At 46.1% G+C, this 15,722-nt stretch carries 16 protein-coding genes and 1 riboswitch; of the genes, 15 read left to right on the top strand and 1 reads right to left on the bottom strand.

Features of this window, described 5'->3' with window-relative positions; all coding sequences use genetic code 11:
* Nucleotides 1-164 precede the first annotated feature (164 nt).
* From MKX46_RS04790 to ytfJ, 15 genes are all read left to right on the top strand, one after another.
* The gene (locus tag MKX46_RS04790) at nt 165-818 is read left to right on the top strand and encodes a stage V sporulation protein AA (RefSeq protein WP_029517295.1); all 654 of its coding nucleotides are present in this window, start codon (nt 165-167) and stop codon (nt 816-818) included.
* On the top strand, nt 815-1,237 hold the full coding sequence (locus MKX46_RS04785) for a stage V sporulation protein AB (protein WP_029517296.1): 423 nt from the start codon (nt 815-817) through the stop codon (nt 1,235-1,237). The genes MKX46_RS04790 and MKX46_RS04785 overlap by 4 nt, the downstream gene beginning before the upstream one ends.
* 26 nt (nt 1,238-1,263) lie before the next feature.
* A complete protein-coding gene (locus MKX46_RS04780) occupies nt 1,264-2,958 on the top strand; it encodes a spore germination protein (RefSeq protein WP_029517297.1) in 1,695 nt (564 codons plus the stop codon).
* 110 nt (nt 2,959-3,068) lie between these two features.
* Nucleotides 3,069-4,436, top strand: a complete 1,368-nt coding sequence (gene lysA, locus MKX46_RS04775) for a diaminopimelate decarboxylase (RefSeq protein WP_341070949.1) — start codon at nt 3,069-3,071, stop codon at nt 4,434-4,436.
* 163 nt (nt 4,437-4,599) lie between these two features.
* The gene (locus MKX46_RS04770) at nt 4,600-5,034 is read left to right on the top strand and encodes a peptidylprolyl isomerase (protein ID WP_013310775.1); all 435 of its coding nucleotides are present in this window, start codon (nt 4,600-4,602) and stop codon (nt 5,032-5,034) included.
* Between the two features lie 252 nt (nt 5,035-5,286).
* The gene (locus MKX46_RS04765) at nt 5,287-6,300 is read left to right on the top strand and encodes a 2-oxoacid:acceptor oxidoreductase family protein (protein ID WP_029517299.1); all 1,014 of its coding nucleotides are present in this window, start codon (nt 5,287-5,289) and stop codon (nt 6,298-6,300) included.
* Nucleotides 6,300-8,588: a thiamine pyrophosphate-dependent enzyme gene (locus MKX46_RS04760; RefSeq protein ID WP_165147036.1), complete on the top strand. Its 2,289-nt coding sequence runs from the start codon at nt 6,300-6,302 to the stop codon at nt 8,586-8,588. Before MKX46_RS04765 ends, MKX46_RS04760 begins: the two co-directional genes overlap by 1 nt.
* Before the next feature lie 219 nt (nt 8,589-8,807).
* A complete protein-coding gene (locus MKX46_RS04755) occupies nt 8,808-9,272 on the top strand; it encodes an IDEAL domain-containing protein (RefSeq protein ID WP_029517301.1) in 465 nt (154 codons plus the stop codon).
* A gap of 71 nt (nt 9,273-9,343) precedes the next feature.
* Nucleotides 9,344-9,517: riboswitch (FMN riboswitch) on the top strand.
* Nucleotides 9,518-9,848: 331 nt separating this feature from the next.
* Nucleotides 9,849-10,514: a riboflavin synthase gene (gene ribE, locus MKX46_RS04750; protein WP_341039540.1), complete on the top strand. Its 666-nt coding sequence runs from the start codon at nt 9,849-9,851 to the stop codon at nt 10,512-10,514.
* A gap of 60 nt (nt 10,515-10,574) precedes the next feature.
* Nucleotides 10,575-11,258: a 3,4-dihydroxy-2-butanone-4-phosphate synthase gene (ribB, locus tag MKX46_RS04745; protein ID WP_341039539.1), complete on the top strand. Its 684-nt coding sequence runs from the start codon at nt 10,575-10,577 to the stop codon at nt 11,256-11,258.
* 30 nt (nt 11,259-11,288) lie between these two features.
* Nucleotides 11,289-11,753 (top strand): 6,7-dimethyl-8-ribityllumazine synthase, encoded by a 465-nt coding sequence (ribH, locus tag MKX46_RS04740; protein WP_023989205.1) that lies wholly within the window; start codon nt 11,289-11,291, stop codon nt 11,751-11,753.
* A gap of 173 nt (nt 11,754-11,926) precedes the next feature.
* Nucleotides 11,927-12,721 (top strand): segregation and condensation protein A, encoded by a 795-nt coding sequence (locus MKX46_RS04735; protein WP_029517304.1) that lies wholly within the window; start codon nt 11,927-11,929, stop codon nt 12,719-12,721.
* The gene (gene scpB, locus MKX46_RS04730) at nt 12,690-13,301 is read left to right on the top strand and encodes an SMC-Scp complex subunit ScpB (protein WP_029517305.1); all 612 of its coding nucleotides are present in this window, start codon (nt 12,690-12,692) and stop codon (nt 13,299-13,301) included. Before MKX46_RS04735 ends, scpB begins: the two co-directional genes overlap by 32 nt.
* 168 nt (nt 13,302-13,469) lie before the next feature.
* Nucleotides 13,470-14,186 carry a DUF2953 domain-containing protein gene (locus tag MKX46_RS04725; RefSeq protein WP_029517306.1) on the top strand — a complete coding sequence of 239 codons (717 nt, stop codon included), beginning with the start codon at nt 13,470-13,472 and terminating at the stop codon, nt 14,184-14,186.
* A gap of 129 nt (nt 14,187-14,315) precedes the next feature.
* Nucleotides 14,316-14,807: a GerW family sporulation protein gene (ytfJ, locus tag MKX46_RS04720; protein WP_029517307.1), complete on the top strand. Its 492-nt coding sequence runs from the start codon at nt 14,316-14,318 to the stop codon at nt 14,805-14,807.
* 91 nt (nt 14,808-14,898) lie between these two features.
* Here the strand turns inward: ytfJ and MKX46_RS04715 are convergent, their stop codons facing one another.
* Nucleotides 14,899-15,621, bottom strand: coding sequence for a hypothetical protein (locus MKX46_RS04715; RefSeq protein ID WP_029517308.1), 723 nt, complete (start codon nt 15,619-15,621; stop codon nt 14,899-14,901).
* Nucleotides 15,622-15,722: the final 101 nt, after the last annotated feature.

Below are 15,722 nucleotides of genomic sequence, written 5' to 3'. Positions count from 1 at the left end.
TCTTAGTGAAATCCTTATGCTTACGTATTTTTAAAGGGTATTCCAAAGCCATTTTAATGGTCAGGGGTACTCTTTTTTGCGTGGGATAAAAGACAATACACAGAATAGGTTTCCTTGCTTCGTTCCATACTAACTGATAATTACGAGGATAAGGAGGGGATCGGATGACTCATACTCCGGCTCCTACAGTAGCTCCTATTGTCTACTTGCGGCTCCGCAGCCGTGTCCGCATGATACAAGGACAGGATTTACATTTGGGTGATGTAGCCAATTTGCTGACTAATCCTGAATGGGAAAAGGAACTGCTTGAGCTTGTTCTCAAGCGGCCGCAGCACCAGGACGGTAATCTGATACTGATAGATATGCTGCAGATCATAGCAAAAATTAGAGATCATATTCCGGGGGTCGTAGTTGAATCTCTTGGGAAGCCGCATGTACTTGTCGAACTCGTGGAGAAACCCCGTAAGCCGTCCAAAATACTGTTTGTTTTGGTATGGGTGCTTCTGTTTTTTGGCTCTGCGCTGACAATTATGAATTTTCATGCCGACGTTAGCATGATGGAAGTACAGGTTCGGATTGTGGAGATGATTACGGGACATAAGGATGAGCATCCGTACCTGTTTCAAATTGCTTACTCAATCGGCATCGGCTTTGGCATGATCGTTTTTTTTAATCACTTGTTCAAGAAAAATTGGAACGAGGAGCCGACACCGCTGGAGGTGGAAATGTATCTGTACCAGGAAAATGTGGATCAGTATGTTGTGGCAGAGGAATATGAAAAGATGGCCCGTCTGCAGACAAAGGCTAAGAAACCATGATATTTGTACAGGCTGCACTTCAGATTATTTTAGGTATTGCTGGGGGCCTTGCGGTGGGTAGCGGTGTAATTGCTTTTTTTATTGTGCTGGATATCATGCCGCGATTAGCTCAACTCACCCGTACGTATAAAAAATCACGTGCATACGAAAAAGCAATGATTATAGGTTCAGTGCTGGGGACTGTGGTCGATTTTTGGAACATTTGCTTGCCACTACCGGGCATATTTACATGGATACCTGGGCTATTTTGCGGAGTGTTTATTGGTTTGCTCGCCGCGGCTTTAACGGAGGTATTAAATCTCCTGCCTATACTCGCCAAGCGACTCCACATGACCGTGTATATGCTCGGTCTGCTAATGGCAATGGTGCTTGGTAAGGTGACGGGTTCCTTATTTGACTGGTTTGTATACAACCGTTAACAACGAAAGCGAAGGGGACAAGGAATATGGATCACAGAGCGGATCAAGAGCATCGGGAGCAGCATCAAGAAGACGGGGTAATCGGAAGGGAATATCATACTGGCGAAGAAAAGTTGAGTCCATGGCAGGAAAAGCAGGCGCAGGAATCTGCACGTTTTAAACACAAAAAAGAGAGTGAGCGATCTGATAACGTAGAGGAGTCCGTTCGCTACTGGCAGGCCGAAGATAATATATCGCCGAGGATGAAGGATAACAAGAATACACTTGAAACAGTATTAGGTTTGGGGGAGACCTTTGATGTCGTATTCAGGGAAATGACACTGGGAGGGCGTCATACTGGATATCTGTTCCTGAATACCTTTGCGAAGGATCAAATTATGCTTGAAGTGCTAAAGCGGCTCACCTATCTGACGCCGGATAATCTCTCTTCCGATGGACTACAAGCGTATTTCGAAAACTTTATTCCACATATTCAGGTGGAGAAGACAGATAAGATGTCAGTCGTCATTAACAAGGTACTGACGGGGATGAGTGCCTTTTTCATGGAAGGTGAACGTTTTTCCCTTATTCTGGATACCCGTAATTATCCGGTGCGTAGTCCAGAGGAACCCTCTTTGGAGCGGGTTGTGCGCGGTGCCCGCGACGGGTTTACTGAAACAATGCTTACAAATGTAGGTCTGGTACGCCGGCGTTTGCGGGACCCAGGACTTAAATTTGAGGCTATGCAGGTCGGACGCCGAACTCGAACGGACGTATGCTTGGGCTATATTGACGATATTGTAGATAAGGTGATGGTGGATACTGTACGAGACAAAATTAAAAATGTTAATTTGGATGGTATTCCGCTGGCCGATAAGCAATTAGAGGAGACGATTATCAATAAAGGTTGGAATCCATATCCATTAGTACGATATTCGGAGCGACCAGATGTCGTGGCATCGCATATTATGGAAGGGAGACTCGTTATTTTCGTAGATACCTCACCCAGCGTGATGATCTTGCCTACCACTTTTTTTGACTTGTGTCAGCATGCAGAAGAAAATCGGCAAACCGCTTTTATGGGAAGTTATTTGCGGTGGGTACGTTTTTTAGGCATATTCGCCTCAATGTTTCTGCTTCCGATGTGGCTGCTAATGGTCATCAATCCCGAATTAAAACCAGCTTTTCTTGATTTTATTGGTCCTCAAAAGGAAGCACATCTTCCGCTGATTGCACAGTTTATCATCGTGGAACTAGGGGTCGATCTCATGCGAATGGCGGCTGTGCATACTCCGACACCACTGGCTTCCGCTATGGGCTTGATCGCAGCCATTCTGGTCGGTGATATAGCGGTTAAGACGGGACTTTTCGTGAATGAGGTCGTGCTGTATATGGCTGTCGCTGCCATAGGAATGTTCGCAACACCGAGCTACGAGCTGGGGCTGGCAAATAGACTGATTCGACTATTCCTGCTGGTTGCTGTTGCGATTTTTCACGTACCGGGCTTTGTCGTGGGTACGACACTGATCATTTTGATGCTGACGCTGCATCGGTCATATAATTCTTCGTATTTGTGGCCGTTCATTCCTTTTAATGCCAAAGCGTTAGCTTCCATCTTGTTCCGTATGCCTGTACTAGATGCGGCTAACCGCCCGTCATCTAACAAAACGAGGGACAATACGCGTATGCCCCATACGGATGCCGACACAGATTCGAACTCAGGCAATGGACAGGAGCATTAATATAAATGATCTGCATAAAAATCCATTGTTCTTGATGTTTTTTTTGCTATACTGGTGTAAACATTCGATGGAATATGACTAGCTTGTTCCAGAAAGAGAGGCGCCAGAACATGTATTTGCATGGAAGCAGTAAAATTAACAGCAATGGACATTTGGAGATCGGCGGTTGTGATACAACGCTTTTGAAAGAGCGTTTTGGCACGCCGCTATATATTGTTGACGAACAGTTAGTCCGCCGGCGTTGCCGGGAATTCATAGAAGCTTTTCGTGAAACTGGATTGAAGTTTCAAGTTGCTTATGCAAGCAAAGCGTTTTGTGTTATGGCGATGTGCGCTTTAGCTGCTGAAGAAGGGATGTCGCTTGACGTTGTTTCCAGTGGAGAATTATTTACTGCGCTACAAGCAGGGTTCCCGGCAGAACGAATCCATTTTCACGGCAATAACAAAACACCGGAAGAAATTGAAATGGCGTTAGATGCGCAAATTGGTTGCTTCGTCGTCGATAGCGAAATGGAGTTGCATTTGTTGCAGGCCCTTGCCTCTGAGAAGGAACAGCAGGTGAATATCTTACTGCGGGTTACACCAGGGGTTGAGGCGCACACGCATGAATATATGGCCACAGGTCAAGAAGATTCGAAATTTGGCTTTGACATTGGGAACGGTACAGCACGCCAAGCAGTGGAACAGGCTATCAAGCTAGATCATCTTAACCTGCTGGGGGTACATTCTCATATCGGTTCGCAAATATTCGAAGTGAATGGCTTCCAAATGGCTGCTGAACGGGTTGCAGCTTTTTCCAGAGAAATTAAGGAACAGCTTCAGTTTTCTTTCAAAGTGATTAATCTGGGTGGGGGATTTGGCATTCGCTACACAGAGGAGGACACACCGCTGAAAGTTTCCACCTATGTGCAGGCTATCGGCGAAGCGGTGAAAACTTATTTTTCAGGACTTTACGATGAACTTCCAGAAATTTGGATTGAGCCGGGACGCAGTATTGTAGGCGATTCAGGCACGACCTTATATACGGTAGGAAGCATCAAGGATATTCCGCAAGTACGTAAATATGTTTCGGTAGATGGTGGGATGACAGATAATCCACGCCCTGCACTGTATCAGGCCAAGTATGAAGCGATGCTGGCTAATCGAGCGCAGGATACGAACGAAGAGACGGTGTCCATTGCGGGCAAATGCTGCGAAAGCGGCGATATGCTGATTTGGGATGTAGAGCTGCCTCGTATAAATAGCGGCGACTTGCTCGCTGTTGCCTCAACCGGAGCCTATAATTACTCGATGGCGAGTAATTATAACCGAATACGTCGACCTGCAGTTGTATTTGTCAACAACGGTGAGGCCGAGTTGGTGGTGCGTCGGGAAACCTACGAAGATATGGTACGCAACGATGTTGTGCCACAGCGCTTGGTTCGTGATCAAGCCAGTCCGGCGGTTCAGCCCAACGCCAAGATTACGGTTTCGTCCTGATTTTAACATTGTAAGATCAAGCAGGCCATTGAGTCGGTAATCATATACCGGGGTCAATGGCCCTTTTTTTTTGGACAAGACTTTGCTAAGCGCGGCAATTCATAGTAAACTGGAACTTGATGTTATTTAGTTCTCAAAACAGGTTGAAAAGGAGATACAAACAATGAAAAAAGGTAGAATAGATCTTGAAAACGGCGGTATCGTCGAAATTGACTTTTTCCCAGAAGAAGCTCCAAACACCGTTGCTAACTTTGAAAAGCTGGCAAACAGCGGTTACTACAACGGTTTGAGCTTCCACCGTGTCATTCCTGGCTTTGTTGCTCAAGGTGGTTGTCCGATCGGTAACGGTACAGGCGGTCCTGGTTACACGATTGACTGTGAAACAGCTACGAATACAACAAAGCATGCCAAAGGCGTTCTGTCCATGGCTCATGCAGGTCGCAACACAGGTGGCAGCCAATTCTTTATCTGCTACGCTCCACAACCACATTTAGATGGAGTACATACTGTATTTGGTAAAGTAACCAAAGGTATGGAATTCATTGATGCTGTAAAGCAAGGCGACAAAATGAAAGAGGTTAAAGTATTTGACGTGTAATTTTACCGTTAATTACATGATCTTTTTTAAATAGCGTTGCACCTAAGCCGTTCTGTCTTTGGACAGGACGGCTTTTGTTGTCTTTTGTTTGACGGTTTATTGATTTTCGCAATCACGTAGGCATTACAGTGCGTAAGATCACATTCGAAAAGTAAGTGTTGTGATAGCCTTTTCATAAGAATGCAATTTCCAATTTTTTTTATATGAGTATTCAAACTCGTTAAGGATTGGAAAAGAAGGGGGCTTATCACATTGTCTATTTTAACGAGCACAAATCGACTCGGATTTTTTGAAATCCGGCTGGAATCCATTGGTGGACTCGGCGCTAATCTGGCTGGCAAAATGTTGGCCGAAACCGGGGTGCTTGGTCTGGGGCTGAATGCTTCAAATTTTTCGTCCTACGGTTCGGAAAAAAAGGGAACTCCGGTTAAAAGTTTCGTCCGTTTCTGTGAGCCAGAAGTCGATATTCGGGATCACAGTCCGATTGAGCAACCGCATGTGGTAGGCATTTTCCATGAAACGTTATACAAAACGGTAAATGTAATCAGCGGACTGCCAGCGGATGGGATTGTAGTGGTTAATTCCACGCGTCCGGCAGAAGAAATACGGGCTGATTTGGGACTGGTATCCGGAACATTAGCGGTGGTGGATGCGATGGGCATCGCACTGGAAGAGCGAACCAAACTAAATACGTCCATGCTCGGTGCCTTGTTCCGTGTCTGTGACTTCCTGGACCCGGAAGCGATGAGATCGGTTATACGCAGTACCTTTGAAAAGAAAAATCCACTGTTAGTGGAACCTAATCTGCGTACGTTTAACCGTGGTTATGATGAAATGGAACTGCACGTATATCCGGTTACTGATGACGCGCAGGATCGGGTTTTTGAACGTCCGCAGCCATTGCTGGGATACGAAACGCAATTACTGGGGGGCGTTATTGCAACTCAGGGAAACAGCATAACGAGAGATGTTAGTGGTTCACGTCAGGGGTATGTGCCTGAATATGAAGTTGATAAATGTACCCATTGTGCCAAGTGTGATTCGATTTGCCCGGATTACTGTTTTGTATGGGAAGAGCAAGCAGACAAACGCGGAAGAATGATGCCATTTTTGCAAGGGATTGATTACCAGTATTGCAAAGGATGTCTGAAATGTGTAGATATTTGCCCATCGGGGGCACTAAGCTCGCGTCGCGAGCAATGGGGATGGGCTGAACAGAATCGAGTTGCCCACCAATTTCCGGTATATGAAGGAGGGCGTGCGTAATGGCAAAACTGGAGGAAGAACTCAAACAGACAGGCGCCGCGCAAGTGACAACGTTCGAATCCGGTAATGAAATGGCAGCAACGGCGGCTGCGCAGATTAATTATCATATGATGGGATATTTCCCGATTACTCCATCTACCGAGGTAGCGCAGTATCTAGATCAGATGAGAACGAGAGGTCAGCATAATATTAAGCTGGTTGCAGCAGACGGAGAACACGGATCGGCAGGGATTTGTTATGGAGCTGCCGCAGCGGGAGCGAGGGTGGTGAACGCCACTAGTTCGCAAGGTTTCCTGTACATGCTGGAGCAGTTACCTGTTCAGTCAGGTACCCGTTTTCCTATGGTTATGAATCTGGTGACACGAGCTGTCAGTGGTCCCCTAGATATTCGCGGAGATCATTCGGATCTGTACTATGGTTTGAATACAGGCTGGGTCATTTTGACGGCAAGTACACCACAGGCTGTGTATGATATGAACATTATGGCACTAAAAATTGCAGAGCACAGCGATGTTCGGCTGCCTGTAATGGTCGCATATGACGGTTTTTATACGTCCCATCAAAAACGTAAAGTGCAATATTTTGCCGATGCTGAGACCGTGCGTGGTTTTGTAGGTCCTAACCCGAACTTAAATTATCCGAATATTACGGATTTTGATCATCCTGTTACTGTGGGCGCGCATATGAACGGCGATGACTTGACGAATAATCATGTTCAGCTGTCCGAAGCACTGAAGCTGTCAGAAGGAGTATATGAGCAGGTAGCAGCAGAATATGCCGCTTTATCCGGTCGGGAATACCCGATTTTAGATCTGTATCAAATGGAGGATGCTGAGGTTGCGGTATTTCTGTTGAATTCGGCGGCTGAATCGGCCAAGGATGTGGCGGATCAACTCCGCGCGCGCGGAATTAAAGCTGGTGTGATACGTCCGAACATCATCCGACCGTTCCCAGCCGCACAACTGCGGGAAGCATTACGCAATGTCAAGGCGTTGCTGGTAGGTGAACGTGCAGACTCGTATGGGGCGGACGGCGGTAATTTAACGCATGAAATTAAAGCGGCCTTGCAGGAGGACCCGCTGAATCGGACACTCGTGTTGAGCCGTATCTTTGGCTTGGGCGGCAAAGATTTTTATGCAGAAGATGCAGAGGCGTTCTTCCAGCTTGCAATCGAGGCGGCAGAGGCCGGACGAGTAGAGAAGCCCTTTGATTACTACGGAATTAATTCGGGTTCACCGGACAAGGTGATGCCGCAAGTTATGCAGCCGCCACGTGGTAATGATTACCGTACGGGTCTGATTCAGGTTACGCCGGACGAGGAGACCGGGAAGCTCAAGGTCAAGGTACCCCCTTTGCGGTCGTTGACAACCAAACCACGGCGTCTTTCACCAGGCCACGGAGCTTGTCCAGGATGTGGGGCATTGTCTGCGCTGGAACTGTTTTTCAAAGGTATTGAAGGGGATATTGTCGTGCTGTTCCAGACAGGCTGCGTATATGTGACGACGACAGGGTATCCATATACATCACACAAACAACCGATGATCCACAATCTTTTTCAAAACGGGGCCGCTACCCTTTCAGGAGCGCTGGAAGCTTACATGGAAATGAAACGGCGTAATGAAATTGAGATGTCGGACGATCCGACCTTTATCATGATTAGTGGTGACGGTGGGATGGATATTGGTATGGGTTCTGCGATTGGTGCGGCTCTGCGTAATCATAAGCTAATCATGCTGGAATATGATAACGAGGGGTACATGAATACAGGTTCACAGCAATCTTACTCCACTCCGCTCGGTCACATGACCAGTACGTCGGGTGTAGGTAAAATGCAAAAAGGAAAGCAAGGGCATCACAAGGATACCGTGCAAATCATGGCTGCTTGTAACATTCCGTATGCTTTTACCGCTGCTGAAAGTCATCCGCAGGATATGCTGCGTAAAGCAGCCAAGGCTCAATGGTATGCAAACAACGTGGGTACGGCCTATGGTAAAATCCTGTGCGCCTGTCCGCTGAATTGGAAATCCGAAGACAGACTGGGTACCAGCATTGTGGGCGCCGCAGTCGAGTCCTGTTTCTTTCCTTTGTACGAAATAGAGCAAGGCAGTACGACGATTACGTACAATCCGGAGGACAAAGGAAAACGAATTCCAGCTGCTGAATGGCTGAAATTAATGGGTAAAACGAAGCATCTTATTAAGGAGGAGGCTACGCTGGCGACCTTTGAACAGGAGATTGAGCGTCGCTGGACTATCCTGAAAAAGAAACATGAAATTTCAGAGCTATAATCCTGTTTTTTGCATAATCATCGATTAACATTGTTAGCCGCTGTTACTGTAGTGGCTCGATCAAGATTCTTTGCGCTTTTTGCGCAAAGAATCTTTTTTGTCGTTTATGGGTTGAAGCATAAAAAAACAGGTAATGATTTCCGATATAGGAGTGGAGGCCTATAAGAGGCACGTTAAAAAGTTTTCTTCTGAATTTTAAGATGCAATGAGGTGCAGGTAATGATTAAGCTGAATACAGTTGAAATAATCGAAATTATAAAGAAGCAAATCCCTAAGGTTATGAACATCAAGCCAGTGGAACTCAAGTTTACGGATGATTTTGGACGGACCTCGCTGGCAGCGACAGAACACAAATTTACGCTGACGAACCAGCATTATTCTGCCAAGGTGATGGATTGCGTGTTAGAAACACAAGTACGCCCCATTTTAATGTGCGAAATTATTTATTTTCTAAAATGCGAGTTTATTGACGGACATGTTGATGTACGACTGGATTATGAAGCATGTTCTGAGGAAGGGCGAGGACCGGTTGCTTCAGCCGTAATTACCTTTGATCATGCAACAGAGCTGGGAGTCGAGGAACTGGCCGATCTGATTGACTTGGCGCTTCATATGAACGATAAAACCTGGTTTGAAGAACTCTCCAGCCAATATGTCAAAACCAAAGCAGGAGCTTCTATTTGATAACTTGCTTTTTTTAGAGGTCGGTGCTAATATACGTAACAAGTTTAATGTTAATTCAATTAAATAAGAGCAAGATCCTTCGGGGCGGGGCGAAATTCCCCACCGGCGGTGATGACATGTTTGTGGATCGTTTTTGTGAGAAACAGCATGGCTTAGTCCGTGACCCGGATGCTGAATGATCAGCAGAAGGTGGACCTGGTGCAAATCCGGGACCGACAGTATAGTCTGGATGGGAGAAGGATACGAAGCGCATGTGCATGACGTGACATGTGCCGATTTTTAGCATACCCAATTGTGCGTACGGCTTATTTCGTTGTAGGACAGCATCGGGCGATAGCTTGCTTAAGCTTTCTTTTTGATGGGTGTTCTGAGCGTATTTGGCTGTATACTCAGTCATGCTTTCTATTGGCAAACCTATGATTTCATGTCGTCTTAAGATGCAAATGAACTGCGCTTGTATACTACAAATGTGACTCTCATCACCCCCATGACGGATTGAATCCGAACTGGGGGTTTTTTGCGCTTATAGCTGATGAATTAGGGATAAACTGAGATGTAGTGGAAAGGAGTGAAGGCATGTTTACCGGATTGGTCGAGGAAGTGGGTCGTATTCAAACCATTTCCAAAAGCGGTGAAGCGATGGTGCTGGGGATTTCGGGTTCCGTGGTGTTGGGCGATTTAAAAATAGGAGACAGTGTCTCAGTGAATGGCGTTTGCCTGACGGCGATACAGATCGGTACGAAAGACTTTAAGGTTGATGTGATGCCGGAAACCTTTCGTAGCACTAATCTGAAAGAGTTGAGATCCGGCAGCCGAGTCAATCTGGAGCGAGCGATGGCGGCGAGTGGAAGGTTCGGAGGACATATCGTGCAAGGACATGTGGACGGGACGGGAACGATTCGCGGGGTGACATCAGACCAGAATGCAGTGGTGTTCGAAATTGAGCCTAAAAATCAAACATTATTTAAATATATTCTTCTCAAAGGGTCAATCACAATTGATGGTATAAGCCTCACAGTCGCACAGCGTACGGGAGATACCTTTGCCGTATCCATTATTCCCCACACCTTATCCGAAACGGCCTTACAAGCCAAACGTGAGGGGGATACCGTCAATATCGAATGCGATATTTTGGGCAAATATGTAGAACAGCTTTTAAATTACAGAGGTGCAACGGAGGCGGAGAGAGTAGAAAAAGCTCCTCTCAGTTTGGACTATTTGGCGAAATACGGCTTTGCCTGATATTGAATGGTAAACCTGTTTAGGAGCATTCGTGGCACAAGACATAAGGAGGAAAGTGTTATGGATAGAGGTAGCCAAACAAGTGCAATGGCAAACGTCATAGAGCATGGTGAGTTGGAACATGACGAAGAGATTCGTTTGGATTCCATCGAAGAAGCGTTGGAGGACTTGAAAAACGGTAAGGTTGTCATTGTAGTGGATGATGAACAGCGCGAAAATGAAGGCGATTTTATCGCTTTGGCTGAAAAAGCGTCGCCTGAGGTCATTAATTTCATGATTACAGAAGGTCGCGGGTTGGTCTGTGTGCCGATCACACGACAAAGAGCCGAGGCCTTGGAATTGCATCCTATGGTAAAGCAAAATACAGATTTCCACGGTACTGCCTTTACGGTATCGGTAGATCATATGGAGACAACAACGGGGATTTCAGCGGCCGAGCGTTCCTTGACTGTACGCGCCTTGGCAGACGAAGCAGTCACAGGAAGTGATTTCCGCAAGCCTGGTCACATGTTCCCGCTGATTGCTCGCGATGGGGGTGTCTTGCAGCGTGCTGGTCACACGGAGGCGGCTGTTGATCTGGCTCGACTCAGTGGCTTCAAGCCTGCTGGAGTCATTTGTGAAATTATAAAGGAAGATGGCTCAATGGCCCGCCTGCCTGATCTGGCATTGGTCGCTAAGCGACATCAATTGAAGCTGATCAGTATTCAGGATTTGGTGGACTACCGTCGTCGTTTGTCATTGTAAATAATTTAAATTAAGAGAGGTTGATTAATTATGGCACGTTTTCTAGAAGGTAATCTTGTATCGAACGGTTTAAAATATGGTATTGTGGTGGGCAGATTTAATGAGTTTATTACGAGCAAGCTGTTAAGCGGTGCAATTGACGCACTTCAACGACATGGTGCACAGGAAGATGAAATTGATGTAGCCTGGGTTCCGGGTGCATTTGAAATTTCACTAATTGCGCAAAAAATGGCTGCAAGCGGCAAATATGATGCCGTAATTACGCTGGGTACGGTCATCCGTGGTTCTACTTCACATTATGATATCGTCTGCAATGAAGTGGCCAAGGGTGTGGCAGCGAGCAGCCTAAAAACGGGAGTACCTGTTATTTTTGGGGTAGTGACTACAGAAAACATTGAACAGGCTATTGAACGAGCAGGTACGAAGGCTGGTAATAAAGGTTGGGATTCAGCACTGGCTGCGATTGAAATGGCCAATCTCGGCAAGCAATTTTAATGATAGGAATAGCTGATAGAACGGTATAAACTGCAAGGGGAAAAAAGGGATTGGATTGTTAAGCAAGGCGATGACGTATATACTACAGAAAGAGGGATTGATAACGCAGAGCATAAGTGCTATAGGGAAAGGTATTGTTGAATGATGATTGGAGTAAGGCAGGGGGAAGCACATTGACAGTCGTAAACTACAAGCTGGAAACATTCGAGGGTCCGCTGGATCTACTGTTGCATCTGATTGATAAAGCCGAAATCGACATTCAGGATATCCCGATTAGCGATATTACTGATCAGTATATGGCTTTTTTGCACAGTATGCAGGAGCTGGAACTGGACATTACGAGCGAGTTTCTGGTGATGGCGGCGACGCTCTTATCCATTAAGAGTAAATTGTTGCTTCCCAAGCCACCTGTGATGGAATATGACGATTTGGATTTTTATGAGGAAGAGGATTATGATCCACGTGAGGAACTGGTCCGCAAGCTGGTGGAGTATCGTAAATATAAAGGGATTGCTCGCCATCTAAGTGAACGTGAGTGGGAGCGGAGTCTAATTTATGGCAAAGAGCCAGAAGATCTGAGTGCATTCCTGCCCACTGAACCCGTAAATCCGGTGCATGGGCTGCATGCAAGCGATTTGGTCGCAGCCTTTCAGCGTGCTTTGCGCAAAGCAGAACGACGTACGACGGTAACCCGTGTTCATCGGGACGAAATTTCAGTCAAGGACCGTATCCGGCAAGTTATCGGGGCTTTAGAGATGGTGGGGAATGGAGGACGGCTGCTGTTCTCCAAGCTGATGCATGAGGATATGTATCGGCATGAAGTGGTTGTGACCTTTTTGGCTATCCTTGAACTGATGAAAATGAAGCAAATTTTCTGTTATCAGGAGAAGCTTTTCGATGATATTGTAATGGAGTGGAGAGGGGATTTACGGGTTAATGGATTATCTGAAGCTGAAATCAATTATTGAGGGACTGCTGTTTCTAGCAGGAGAGGAAGGGTTGTCCACCAAGCAGATCGCCGACATTGTAGAGCAGCAGCAAGAGCTGGTTGAACAGTGCCTGGAAGATATGAAGCAGGACATGGAGCAGGGGGGAAGAGGCCTGCAACTTGTCCGTATTGCCGGTCATTATCAGCTTGCAACTTTATCCGAACATGCACCTTACTTTGAAAAGCTCGCATACTCTCCGGCACGTGCGTCACTGTCTCAAGCTGCTTTGGAGACGCTGGCCATTGTGGCCTACCGCCAGCCCATTACAAGAGTTGAAATCGAAGAGATTCGGGGGGTTAAATCCGAGCGGGCCATACATACACTGGTCAACAAGGAGCTCATTGAAGAGAAAGGTCGAGCTGAAGCCATCGGACGGCCGATATTGTACGGAACGACGAAATCATTTTTGGATTATTTCGGTCTGGGCTCTCTGGCAGATCTACCGCAACCGGAGCTGTTCGAGAATTCGGACAATTTGGAGGAAGAGACTCAATTATTGTTCGAGCGTCTGGAGAGTAGCCAGCCTGCGGCCAACGATCTAGATCTTGAATCCCAATAAAGTTGCTCCGGATCTTGCGGTTCACTTATGTAAAAGTTCAAACAGACAGCCAGTCCTCATATCGTTGGGGGCTGGCTGTTGGTATTTTAAGATGCATGATTTTCCGGCGAACGGTCATACTATTTTTGCCATGATATTCTATAGCAAAAAGGTAGGGAGGACACGCCAGTGTGGAAATGGATCAGTATCGCCATCATCGTCGTTATATTACTTGTACTGGCAGTTCTGCTCTCTCGTATTCGTTTGAAGCTGAATATTGCCAAACATGACAATGATGATCGGGCGCATCTAGAGATCAGATTTCTATACGGGATGATAAAAATGAATTACGATGTGCCGGCCATTCTCATAACAGGGTTGAAAAAGGGGCTTCTCTATCGGCTAGATCGCAACAAAAACATACATAAAACGGATGCTTCCGTGGATAGCGGTAATATTGATACAGTAAAAATCAAGCAATTTATACATGATATACGGGTTTTGCTCAAGGGAACGAAATCCTTTAATAAATGGTTGCGACATACATTGGCACATGTGACGATGTCCAAAATGGAATGGTCTACCAACATTAGTCTTGCTGACGCGGCATATACAGCTACCTCAACTGGTATTTTGTGGGGATTAAAAACAACCTTGATCGGTTATGCTTCAAGCTTTGTACGCATGGATTGTACCCCTAAGCTGTATGTTGTGCCCTATTGGGTGGATCGCTTGCGTTTTACCACCACTTTGAACTGTGAAGCAAACGTATCGCTCGGCTATTTAATGTTCTCCATGCTCATCTTATCTTACCGCATATGGCGCGTTCCGGGTGGACCGGAGGCATGGAAACGGGTTTTTTTCAAAAAAAATGCGGCGGATCATCAAGCTAACAATGAATGGTAAACAGTGGAGAGAGGTGAGACTCAATCCTTTCTGAACTATCGAATGACATACATATTTCCTTGAACCCCTGCGCACAATAGCGAAAGAAAAGGCAGTCTACGCTTGAGATAAGCAGAGGAGGAATAAATCATGTCAGATCACCCGATTCAAGGGCTCATGCAAACCGCAATGGAAAACATCAAAGCCATGGTAGACGTGAATACGATTGTAGGAGACGCAGTGGAAACACCCGATGGTTCTGTTATTTTGCCAATCAGTAAGGTGGGATTTGGTTTCGCTGCCGGGGGAAGTGATTTTAACGTAGACGAAGAGGCACTTCATACTTCCTCGGCGTCGGGTAATCATAGCGGGAAGGAAGGGCATCCTTTTGGAGGCGGTAGCGGTGGTGGTGTATCTATTCATCCCATTGCTTTTCTGGTTGTTGGCAAACAGGGGGCACAAATCGTTCCATTGGACAATCAAACGCATCTGATTGAGAAGCTCATTGACTCCACGCCATACCTGATTGATAAGGTTCAGTCTATCTTCCGGAATTCAGGCGGCGACTTGCAGACTCCCCCCCCACAGGTACCTGTAGATGTTGCTACGGATCACAGTAATTCTGGCCCGGCTTACTTGTAAAAGTTATTGAAATTAAAAGCATTCTCTCAGGAAGGTATCCCAAAGCCGAGTATAGGCTAAGGAATACCTTCTTTTCTGCTTGTACTTGGGCCTATCCCCGAATATACTGCCTTCCCCCAATGAAAGCATGTATATGGTGACTGTATTCCTGTTGATATAAAGTATGCAGCGAGATTTCATTTTTTCGATTTCCTTCGGTAGCAAACTGCGATAGGTAGATGAAGTCCGGATAGATCACTTCATTCGTCAAATAAGCGGATACCGTGGCATCAGGCCGACGATGTTGATTCAGGGAATCGATAATACCTTTCGCCGGCAAGATGCCAATCCCATGTCCATAAAACAAGTCTTCCTTCAGCTTAACGACATTTTCTCCTTTCCATTCTAATGTTTCAGACGACACATCCGGATTGTTGAAATACAGAATATCGCCAGGAGCCGCTTTATGACTTCCTTCCTGCTGTATGAGCCTGAGGTCGCTGTCATAGTGCCAGTCATACAGCAGCATATCTGCAAAAATCCGATTAAACTCACTTTCCAGAATGGAATCCAGCACTCCATTGTACAGCACAATAACCATAGCTGTTGCACATTCAAAAGCGTATTGATGACCGTTTAAAAAGATATCTCTGATGCCTTGGGCTGGTGTGACACCTGCTTTGATCTGAAAGCCACCTTTTTCCGTTAAATTCCAAAATTGCGGGTTGCAACGTGCGGTAGCAAAAGTGGCAAAGGATACACCGCTTCGATGCAATGCTTCTGCGGACTCTACAATCCGCGATCTTAAAATCATTTCAAACTGTAGTCGCTGCATGTTATAACCCCTCGATCCATATTTAACGTTTAGTAACTAATATATATGTGCTCAGGAGGGCATGTTGCTTGGTTTGTGTAGAAAGAAAGCGAAAAAGGAGC

It is taken from the genome of Paenibacillus sp. FSL P4-0113, assembly GCF_038009305.1.
Classification (GTDB): Bacteria; Bacillota; Bacilli; order Paenibacillales; family Paenibacillaceae; genus Paenibacillus; species Paenibacillus polymyxa_D.
Note: the sequence above shows the minus strand (reverse complement) of the source record. Positions and strands in the feature narration are given on the sequence as shown.

What these genes read in the sequence shown, in the direction of transcription:
- MKX46_RS04790 (WP_029517295.1), top strand. Translation starts at nt 165, where the DNA reads ATGACTCATACTCCGGCTCCTACAGTAGCTCCTATTGTCTACTTGCGG.
- MKX46_RS04785 (WP_029517296.1), top strand. Translation starts at nt 815, where the DNA reads ATGATATTTGTACAGGCTGCACTTCAGATTATTTTAGGTATTGCTGGG.
- MKX46_RS04780 (WP_029517297.1), top strand. Translation starts at nt 1,264, where the DNA reads ATGGATCACAGAGCGGATCAAGAGCATCGGGAGCAGCATCAAGAAGAC.
- lysA (WP_341070949.1), top strand. Translation starts at nt 3,069, where the DNA reads ATGTATTTGCATGGAAGCAGTAAAATTAACAGCAATGGACATTTGGAG.
- MKX46_RS04770 (WP_013310775.1), top strand. Translation starts at nt 4,600, where the DNA reads ATGAAAAAAGGTAGAATAGATCTTGAAAACGGCGGTATCGTCGAAATT.
- MKX46_RS04760 (WP_165147036.1), top strand. Translation starts at nt 6,300, where the DNA reads ATGGCAAAACTGGAGGAAGAACTCAAACAGACAGGCGCCGCGCAAGTG.
- MKX46_RS04755 (WP_029517301.1), top strand. Translation starts at nt 8,808, where the DNA reads ATGATTAAGCTGAATACAGTTGAAATAATCGAAATTATAAAGAAGCAA.
- ribE (WP_341039540.1), top strand. Translation starts at nt 9,849, where the DNA reads ATGTTTACCGGATTGGTCGAGGAAGTGGGTCGTATTCAAACCATTTCC.
- ribB (WP_341039539.1), top strand. Translation starts at nt 10,575, where the DNA reads ATGGATAGAGGTAGCCAAACAAGTGCAATGGCAAACGTCATAGAGCAT.
- ribH (WP_023989205.1), top strand. Translation starts at nt 11,289, where the DNA reads ATGGCACGTTTTCTAGAAGGTAATCTTGTATCGAACGGTTTAAAATAT.
- scpB (WP_029517305.1), top strand. Translation starts at nt 12,690, where the DNA reads ATGGATTATCTGAAGCTGAAATCAATTATTGAGGGACTGCTGTTTCTA.
- ytfJ (WP_029517307.1), top strand. Translation starts at nt 14,316, where the DNA reads ATGTCAGATCACCCGATTCAAGGGCTCATGCAAACCGCAATGGAAAAC.
- MKX46_RS04715 (WP_029517308.1), bottom strand. Translation starts at nt 15,621, where the DNA reads ATGCAGCGACTACAGTTTGAAATGATTTTAAGATCGCGGATTGTAGAG.